A 5,047-nucleotide genomic window follows, 5' to 3' on the forward strand; every position below is an offset into this window, starting at 1 on the left:
CCGCAGCGTGTCCAGCCGGTGCAGCAGGTCGTGGCGGAAGCGCCGCTCGGCGACCATCTGCTCCAGCGGCTGGTGCGTGGCCGCAATCACACGCACGTCGACGGGAATCGCCTGCGCCGAGCCCAGGCGCTGGATCTCGCGCTGCTGCAGCACACGCAGCAGCCGCGTCTGCAGCGCCAGCGGCATGTCGCCGACCTCGTCGAGGAACAGCGTGCCGGTGTGAGCGGCCTCGAACAGCCCACGCTGGCCGCCGCGGCGCGCGCCGGTGAAAGCACCTTCTTCGTGGCCAAAGAGTTCGCTCTCGAGCAGGCCTTCGGGCAGCGCGGCGCAGTTGATCGCGACGAAAGGCCGGGCGGCACGCGTGCTCGCCTGGTGCACGGCCTGCGCCAGCAGTTCCTTGCCGGTGCCGCTTTCGCCGCGGATCAGGATGGACAGGTCGGTCTGCGCATAACGCCGCGCCGTCTGCAGCAGGCGCACGAAGGTGGCGTCGCGGCCGAGCAGGTCCTCGAAGCACCAGCGCGCCCGTGCCGGCCCGGGCTGCTGGCGCCGACGCTGCTGGATGCGCAGGCGGTTGTCGGCTTCGTGGATGCTGCCGGCTTCGTACAGCGTCAGTGTCGCGCCGGCGATGCGGCCGCCCTCCAGCAGCGGCCGGCGCGCCGCCACCCAGTCGCGGCCCTGCAGCCGCAGCACGCTGCCGTTGTCGGGCGGCGCGCCGCGCAGCACCGAGGCCAGCGCCAGTTCATCGGGCAAGGCGTCCAGCGTGCGCCCGACCAGCGGCAGCGCCGGCTCGCCCAGCGCACGCTGCATCGCCGGGTTGGCGGCGGTGACCAGGCCGTGGCGGTCGACGGCCAGCACCGCGTCCTGCAGGTGCTGCAGCACGGCGTTGAGCTGGCCGGTGCGGCCCGCTTCCAGGCGGGCGACACGCGCGAGTTCGAGCGCGTCGTCGAAACCGCGGCGAATGCCGCCCAGCGAATACGCCAGCACGCCTTCGATGCCGGCCTCGGCCGCCAGCTCCAGCACCAGGCTGGAGCCGACGACGACCGGGAAACCGTCGTCGCGCAGCCGGCGCAGGCGTTCGCGTGCTTCTTCGGGCGTGGCGTAGGCGCACTGGCGGATCTCGAGCTTCAGCAGCCCCTTGACGGCGTCGAGCTCGGGGATCGTCGCGCCGTAATGCAGCACGCCGACACGAGGATGGCGTTCGCGCGCCCGGATCAGCGCCTGCAGGATGTCGAAGCCGCCGGCCTGGATGGTCGCCACCGGCGCCGGCAGCTGGCGCCGGATCAGGCTGGCGTTGGCGCCGGCGCTGACGAAGACGTCGACCGTGCGCCGCGCCAGGCGCTCGCGCGCCGCCGCCAGCGCGGCGTCGAAAGCGCCGTCGACGACCTCGATGCGGGCGCGGTCGGCGTATTCGGCGATCACCGGCGCCGCGAACGCACGCAGCGCCGGGTAGGACAGGAAACACAGGCGCGGCAGCGACATCGGGCCCCCGTTGGCAACGCGGTCAGTGTTGCATTGGTGTTGCATGCAACGCCACCGCAACAACCCGGATCAGCAGCCCTCAGGCGCGACAAGCACTTGCGTGCCCCGATTCGGGCAAACCCGGCGTGGCACGAGCTCTGCACCATCACAGGCATGAACACGCCCCTCCTCCCCACGCTGCGCCAGCGCCTGCAGCAACCCGGCCTCGTCGTCGCACCCGGCGTGCACGACATGGTCTCGCTGCGCCAGGCCGACGCCTTCGGCTTCGACGCGCTCTACATGACCGGCTTCGGCACCGTCGCCAGCCACCTGGGCCTGCCCGACGCGGGCCTGGCGACCTACAGCGACATGGTCGGCCGCGTGCGCCAGATGGCGACGCTGGCGCGCACGCCGCTGATCGCCGACGGTGACACCGGCTACGGCGGCCTGCTCAACGTCGCCCACACCGTGCGCGGCTACGAGGACGCCGGCGCCCAGGCGATCCAGCTCGAGGACCAGGAGGTGCCGAAGAAGTGCGGCCACACGCCGGGCCGGCGTGTCGTGCCGGTCGAGGACATGGTGAAGAAGATCCGCGTCGCCGCCGACGCGCGCCGCAGCGCCGACTTCCTCATCATCGCGCGCACCGACGCACGCAGCACGCTCGGCCTGGACGAAGCGCTGCGCCGCGCCGAGGCCTACGCACGCGCCGGTGCCGACATCCTGTTCGTCGAGTCGCCCGAGAGCGAGGACGAGATGCGCCGCATCGGCCAGGCGCTGGACAAGCCGCTGCTGGCGAACATGGTCGACGGCGGCCGCACGCCGGTGCTGCCGCGCGCCACGCTCGAGGCGCTGGGCTACCGCATCGCGATCTTCCCGGTCAGCGCGCTGCTGGCGGCGACGCAGGCGATGCAGGCCGTCTACCGCGTGCTGCACGAACAGGGCTCGACCGCCGGTCTGCAGCAGCCGCTGATGGACTTCGCCGAGCTGACGACGCTGATGGGCTTCCCCGAGGTGCACGCCTTCGAGCGCCGCTGGGCCGACCCCGCCTGAGCCCCACAAGACCCACACCAGAGAAGACGAGGAGACAAGCATGACGACGAACCACCGGCGCACGCTGCTCGGCACGGCCCTGGCGCTGATCCTGAGCACCCTGGCCGCCGGCCCGGCTGCGGCGCAAACGGCCTATCCGAACAAGCCGGTCCGGCTGATCGTGCCCTTCGTGCCCGGCGGCGTCACCGACGCCAGCGGCCGGCTGATCGCCGACGCGCTCGGCAAGCGCCTGGGCCAGCAGGTCATCGTCGACAACAAGCCCGGCGCCAGCGGCAACATCGGCGCGGCGCAGGCGGCGCAGGCGCCGGCCGACGGCTACACGCTGCTGCTGGGTTTCGACGGCACGCTGGTCATCAACCCGCACATCTTCGCCAAGGTGCCGTTCGACACCCAGAAGGACTTCACCCCCATCGGCAAGATAGGCGACGCGACGCTGATCCTGGTCGCCCACCCGGGCGTGCCGGTGAAGACGCTGCAGGACGTGATCGCGCTGTCGAAGAAGCAGCCGCTGGCCTACGGCACCTCGGGCATAGGCGGCACGCCGCACGTCGCCGGCGAGATGCTGGCGCAGCGCACCGGCGCCCAGCTCGAGCACGTGCCCTACAAAGGGGGCGGCCAGGCGCTGACGGACGTGATGGGCGGCTCGATTCCGCTGGTCTACACGGCGGTCGCCAGCGCCCACGCCCACGTCAAGGCGGGCAAGCTGAAGGCGATCGCGGTCTCCAGCGCCCGCCGCAGCAGTTCGCTGCCGGACGTGCCGACCTTCGCCGAAGCCGGCGTGCCCGACTTCGTCGTCGACAGCTGGGTCGGGCTGCTGGCGCCGGCGGCGACACCGCCGGCCATCGTCGCGCGCCTGAACACCGAGCTGAACGCGGTGCTGAACGACCCTGGCGTGCGCGACAAGCTGGCCGTGCTCGGCATCGAGCCGACCCCGGGCACGCCCGACCAGTTCCGGGTGGCGATGCAGCGCGACTTCGCCGCCTACGGGCCTATCGTGAAGAAAGCCGGCATCCGCCTCGACTGAAACCGGACATGCGATGCCGCAGGGCGTCGACTGCCTTGCTCGGCCCGGGCGATCTCACGCCCGAGGCCAAGGCCGGTTGAACGCCCGCGGGTAGTGGCGGGCATACCAGTCGCGCACGCCCTCGTGGTCCTGGCGCAGGAACAGCCCCAGCCCCGGCACCGCCAGCAGCAGCAGGCCACTGCCGGCGAACGCGGCCGCCAGCAGCAGATACACCGTCTGCACCGCCATCTGCTGCAGCAACGCGCCGGCCAGCGCCGGCCCCAGCGCCGCGGCCAGGTGTGCGACCGCCAGATGGGCGGCGCTCATGCGGGCGCGGTAGTCCTCGGGTATCGCCAGCATGCGGTGGGCCTGGCCGACGAGCTGCGTCACCGACATCCCCAGGCCGATCAGCGCAAACAGTGCCACCAGCACCGGCGCCTGGCCGCTGCAGCCCACGCCGGCCATCGCTGCGGCAATCGTGCTGATGGCCAACGCCAGCGCGCGGCTGCGGCCGACACGCGCGATCAGCGCCGTCGCCAGCCCGGCCACGCCCAGCAGCAGGCCGACCGACAGCGCCGCGCTGCAGGCGCCGAACCAGGCGGCCGACAGCCCCAGCGCCTGGATTCGCAGCGGCAGCAGCAGCCCCGTCGTCGGCAGCAGGCACAGCATCATCAGCGCGCCGACCAGCGTCCACCAGCGGTCCAGCCGCACCTGCCACTTGGCACGCAGGCCGTCGGCCATCTCGCCGAACCAGCCACGGCGCGCCGACGCCGGGGCCGTCCGCCCGGGGTTGCCGACCCGCCACGCGGCGAGCGCGGCCAGCGTGAACAGCAGCAGGTTCAGCACCATCGCCGCGCCCAGACCGGCGCCGGCCAGCACCAACCCGGCCAGCCCCGGCCCGAGCAGCCCGCCGACGGCTTGCGCGCCGCGCCGCAGCCGGATCGCCGCCGGCAGGCCGGCCGCCGGCACCAGCTCGGGGAGGATGCTGGCTTCGGCCGGCCACAGCAGCGCCTGCGCCGCCACCGACAGCAGCCCGCAGGCGCACAGCAGCCACAGATCGTAGACACCGGCCTGGCACAAGAGCGCCAGCAGCAGCGCGTCCGCCACCAGCAGCAGCTTGCCCAGGCGGATCACGCGGCGCTTGGGCCAGCGGTCACCGGCCGGCGACAGCAGTGGCGTCACCAGCAGCGCCGCCAGCGCACTGAAGACGCCGTAGCGCGCCAGCGCGGCGGCACCGCCGGCGCTGCTGATCCACCAGGCCAGCGCCAGCTGCATGGCGCCCGCAGCCAGCAGCCCCAGGCATTCGCCGATCATCAGCCGCAGCACGGCGGCCGGCAGCTGCGGCCACGTGGCGATCGGGAAAGGAGTCGTGGGCTTCGTCATCGCGCCGCACTCTAGGCAGCCGCCGGCGGCGGCGAAAGCCACAGCCGGCGCCGCCGCACCGGCATCACGCGCCGCTGTATCGACCCAGGCGAGGTCGTCCTGTATCGATACAAAGCGAGGGGCCGGCGCTATCGTCGGCGCATGCCCGCCCGC

At 72.9% G+C, this 5,047-nt stretch carries 4 protein-coding genes; 2 read left to right on the plus strand and 2 right to left on the minus strand.

The genetic code is table 11. The annotated features are described in order from the left end of the window. The coding region (locus tag CKO43_RS24895) for a sigma 54-interacting transcriptional regulator (RefSeq protein WP_242481392.1) at positions 1 to 1,479 on the minus strand (1,479 nt) is incomplete at its 3' end. A 153-nt stretch (positions 1,480 to 1,632) separates the two neighbouring features. On the opposite strand from CKO43_RS24895, the gene CKO43_RS24900 reads away from it, so the two are divergent. Together CKO43_RS24900 and CKO43_RS24905 are read left to right on the plus strand one after the other, a co-directional pair. After that, complete coding sequence (locus CKO43_RS24900) at positions 1,633 to 2,508, plus strand: isocitrate lyase/PEP mutase family protein (RefSeq protein WP_200231796.1); 876 nt, start codon at positions 1,633 to 1,635, stop codon at positions 2,506 to 2,508. A 40-nt stretch (positions 2,509 to 2,548) separates the two neighbouring features. After that, positions 2,549 to 3,532 carry a Bug family tripartite tricarboxylate transporter substrate binding protein gene (locus tag CKO43_RS24905; protein ID WP_200380349.1) on the plus strand — a complete coding sequence of 328 codons (984 nt, stop codon included), beginning with the start codon at positions 2,549 to 2,551 and terminating at the stop codon, positions 3,530 to 3,532. Positions 3,533 to 3,586: 54 nt separating this feature from the next. Here the strand turns inward: CKO43_RS24905 and CKO43_RS24910 are convergent, their stop codons facing one another. Next, positions 3,587 to 4,894, minus strand: coding sequence for an MFS transporter (locus tag CKO43_RS24910; protein WP_200380350.1), 1,308 nt, complete (start codon positions 4,892 to 4,894; stop codon positions 3,587 to 3,589). Between the last annotated feature and the right edge of the window lie 153 nt (positions 4,895 to 5,047).

Origin of the sequence: Rubrivivax gelatinosus, assembly GCF_016583785.1 — a bacterium.
GTDB classification, from domain to species: Bacteria; Pseudomonadota; Gammaproteobacteria; order Burkholderiales; family Burkholderiaceae_C; genus Rubrivivax; species Rubrivivax gelatinosus_B.